Source organism: Mycobacterium sp. (assembly GCF_035314665.1).
Taxonomy (GTDB): Bacteria; Actinomycetota; Actinomycetes; order Mycobacteriales; family Mycobacteriaceae; genus Mycobacterium.
Window position 1 is genome coordinate 1 of sequence record NZ_DATFZD010000417.1, and the last position, 4,009, is coordinate 4,009.

Genomic DNA, 4,009 nt, shown 5'->3' on the forward strand with positions numbered 1-4,009 from the left:
TGGCCCGGTGGCCGACCCAATCCTCATGTAGCACGACCTCGACGACGGCGACGGTGCCGGTCGGGTCTCGCCACTTGGTGGTCTCGGTGTCGCGGGTGAGCGCGTTGAGTAGCCGATCGGTGGTCCAGGGCACGGTGGCAATCGTGGGTATGCCGAGCCGCTCGTAGACCTCGGCACGTTTGGCGTCGTAGATCCGCGCGACGACCCGTGGCACTCGAAAGATCTCGCGCGCCAGCCGGGCCGAAATGATGTTCGAGTTGTCGCCGGATGACACCGCGGCGAAGGCGTCCGCTTCCTCGATACCCGCCTTGAGCAGCACGTCACGGTCGAATCCCAGGCCGAGCACGCGTTCACCGGCGAAGTCGGGGCCCAGCCGGCGAAAGGCGGTGCCGTCACTGTCGATGACCGCGACATCGTGGCCGAGCCGAGACAGCCCGTCGGCCACCGACGATCCCACCCGGCCGCATCCCATCACGACTACTCGCACTTGCGGGTCCTCTCGGCGTGCGTGCTACGTGTAGGGTCTCACCGCCGACGACGATGGCCAGCCGGTTTGGGCCAAAACATTGTCTTCTAGTGAACCGTACCGGCAGACCCGCATGGGCTTACTCTTGGCTCTCGTGTCCAAACTTTCGACCGCGGCACGCCGGCTGGTTTTGGGTCGGCCCTTTCGCAGCGATCGGCTGAGCCACACACTGCTGCCCAAGCGGATCGCCTTGCCGGTGTTCGCTTCCGACGCGTTGTCCTCGGTGGCTTACGCCCCCGAGGAGGTCTTTCTCATGCTCTCCGTGGCCGGGCTGGCGGCGTATTCGTTGACACCGTGGATTGGCCTGGCGGTGGCGGCGGTGATGCTGGTCGTGGTGGCCAGCTACCGGCAGAACGTGCATGCCTACCCTTCCGGCGGCGGCGATTACGAAGTGGTCACCACAAACCTGGGTGCCAACGCCGGCCTCACGGTCGCGAGCGCCCTGATGGTGGATTACGTTCTCACGGTGGCTGTTTCGACGGCATCGGCCATGTCGAACATCGGATCTGCCGTTCCGTTCGTTGCCGGCCACAAGGTACTGTTCTGCGTCAGCGCGATCCTGTTGGTGATGGCGATGAACCTGCGCGGTGTGCGCGAGTCCGGGGTGGCCTTCGCGATCCCGACCTATGCGTTCATCGTCGGCGTCGGTCTCATGCTCGCCTGGGGGTTGTTCCGGATTTACGCCTTGGGCGAGCCGCTACGGGCCGAATCCGCCGGCTTCGTGATGCACGCCGAGCGCAGCGAGATCGCCGGCTTTGCCATGGTGTTCCTGGTGGCGCGGTCGTTCTCGTCGGGCTGCGCGGCGCTCACCGGTGTGGAGGCGATCAGCAACGGGGTGCCGGCATTTCGAAAGCCCAAGTCGCGCAATGCGGCAACGACGCTGCTCATGCTGGGCACCATCTCGGTCAGCCTTTTGATGGGCATCATCCTGCTGGCGGAGAAGACCAGGGTCCAGATTGTCGACGATCCCGACACCCAGCTGAGCGGTATCCCGCGCGATTATCAGCAGAAGACACTTGTGACTCAGATCGCGCAGGCGGTGTTCGGCAGCTTCCACATCGGATTTCTGCTGATCGCGGCCGTTACCGCGCTCATCCTGGTGTTGGCGGCCAACACGGCTTTCAACGGGTTCCCGGTACTGGGCTCTGTGCTCGCGCAGCACAGTTACCTTCCGCGCCAACTACATACCCGTGGTGACCGACTGGCATTCTCCAACGGCATCGTATTCCTGGCGATGGCGGCCCTCGCGGCGATCATCGCGCTCCGCGCAGAGGTCACCGCGCTGATACAGCTGTACATCGTCGGTGTCTTCATATCGTTCACGCTGAGCCAAATCGGCATGGTCCGACATTGGACCCGGTTGCTGGGCAACCAAACTGACCCAGCGGTTCGGCGCACGATGCAGCGCTCGCGGGTGGTCAACACGATCGGGTTCGTGGCCACCGGCACGGTGCTGTTCGTCGTATCGATCACCAAGTTCCTGGCCGGTGCGTGGATCGCTGTTGTTGCGATGGTTTTACTCTTCGTCCTGATGAAGATGATCCGCAAGCATTACGACACCGTCACTCGGGAGCTGGAGCAGCAGGCCGCCGAGCACGATGAGATCGTCCTGCCCAGCCGCAACCACGCCGTGGTGCTGGTGTCGAAGTTGCACCTGCCCACGCTGCGCGCGCTGGCCTATGCGCGCGCGACGCGGCCCGATGTACTGGAAGCCGTTACGGTGAGCGTCGACGACGCGGAAACCCGTCACCTGGTCCGCGGCTGGGAGGCGAGCGATATCAGCGTGCCGCTCAAGGTCATCGCTTCGCCGTACCGCGAAATCACCCGCCCGGTACTGGATTACGTCAAACGTGTGAGCATGGAATCACCGCGCAGCGTGGTGACGGTCTTCCTTCCGGAATACGTTGTGGGCCACTGGTGGGAGCATCTGCTGCACAATCAGAGCGCGCTGCGGCTGAAAGGCCGGTTGCTGTTCATGCCGGGCGTGATGGTGACATCGGTTCCCTGGCAACTTAATTCGTCGGAGCGGCTCAAAGCGTTGCACCCGCATGCGGCTCCTGGCGACGCCCGTCGGGGGATCTTCGATTGACACGCGAATTTACCGCGGGGCCGACCCCCGCCCTGACGGAACTGACGTTGACCGCCGGCGCGCCGGCCAACGGCGGCAGTTGTGTCGCACGTCACGACGGTCGGGTGGTTTTCGTCCGTTACGCGCTGCCCGGCGAGCGGGTGCGGGCGCGGGTCACCGCGGATCGGGGTTCCTACTGGCACGCCGAGGCTGTCGAAGTGATCGAGCCGTCGGACGACCGTCGGGCGTCGTTATGTCCCATCGCCGGAGTGGACGGTGCAGGTTGTTGCGATCTGGCATTCGTCGAACCTGCGGCGGCGCGCGCGCTCAAAGCCGAAGTGGTCTCCAATCAGCTTGCCCGCCTTGGCGATTACCAGTGGCATGGGACAGTCCAACCGCTGTCGCCGGGTGGCCCGACCGGTTGGCGAACCCGCGTCCGGCTCGACATCGGCGCTGACGGCCGCGCCGGATTTCATCGCTACCGCAGCGACGAGCTGGTCACCGATCTCAACTGCGGCCAGCTGCCGGCCGGGATGACCCAAGGTCTGGCTGTCACCGAATGGCCCGCCGGCGCACAACTGCACGTCGTCATTGACGACGACGGTCAACGGCACGTGGTGCGCACGTCGCGCCAAGGCCGGCGAACCTCGACGGATGTGGTCGAGGGCAGCTTCCAGGGTGTGCAGCGGGCGGGTCGGCACAGCTGGCAGGTCCCGGTGACGGCCTTCTGGCAGGCGCACCGCGACGCGGCGCGGACCTACAGCGAACTGGTCAGCGACTGGGCCCAACCGGCCCCGGGCATGACGGCGTGGGATCTCTACGGTGGCGTAGGGGTTTTCGCCGCGGTGCTCGGTGATGCGGTCGGGGAGTCCGGACACGTGATGAGCGTCGACAGCTCACGGGCGGCGTCGCGGGCGGCGCGCGCCACCTTGGGCGAGCTCGCGCAGGTTAGCGTGATCACCGATTCGGTGCGGCGGGCGCTCACCGCACAACGCCGCGGCGCGGATGTGGCCGTCTTGGATCCGCCGCGGGCCGGAGCCGGACGCGAGGTGATCGACTTGCTGGCCGCGGCCGATGTCCCGCGGGTGGTGCATATTGGTTGCGAGGCAGCGTCATTCGCCCGCGACGTCGGTCTCTATCAGCGCCACGGCTACGTGGTTGACAAGATTTCGGTATTCGACTCATTCCCGCTGACCCATCACATCGAGTGCGTCGCGCTGTTGACGCGCTGACAGTTACGCGAGGACGTTACGCAAGCCCGTTACACAAGGACGAAGTACCGCAGCCACAAGTAGACCGCGCAAATCGCGGTGGAGATCGCGGTGACCACGATGCCCTTGCGGGTGAATTCCCCGTGGGCCAGAGGCGATCCACTTCGCCCGGAAACACCTCGCGCAGTTGCTTTTTGAGCGCTT

The 4,009-nt window shown here is 65.2% G+C and carries 4 protein-coding genes; 2 read left to right on the plus strand and 2 right to left on the minus strand.

Translation table 11 applies throughout. The features are described from left to right. Window positions 1–487: TrkA family potassium uptake protein (locus tag VKI00_RS30085; protein WP_324444737.1), on the minus strand; the 487-nt coding region annotated here is incomplete at its 3' end. 133 nt (window positions 488–620) lie between these two features. On the opposite strand from VKI00_RS30085, the gene VKI00_RS30090 reads away from it, so the two are divergent. Next, the gene (locus tag VKI00_RS30090) at window positions 621–2,615 is read left to right on the plus strand and encodes an APC family permease (RefSeq protein WP_324444738.1); all 1,995 of its coding nucleotides are present in this window, start codon (window positions 621–623) and stop codon (window positions 2,613–2,615) included. Window positions 2,616–2,647: 32 nt separating this feature from the next. Beyond that, on the plus strand, window positions 2,648–3,826 hold the full coding sequence (locus tag VKI00_RS30095; protein ID WP_324444740.1) for a class I SAM-dependent RNA methyltransferase: 1,179 nt from the start codon (window positions 2,648–2,650) through the stop codon (window positions 3,824–3,826). Between the two features lie 29 nt (window positions 3,827–3,855). Here VKI00_RS30095 and VKI00_RS30100 read toward each other — a convergent pair. Beyond that, window positions 3,856–4,009: hypothetical protein (locus VKI00_RS30100; RefSeq protein ID WP_324444742.1), on the minus strand; the 154-nt coding region annotated here is incomplete at its 5' end.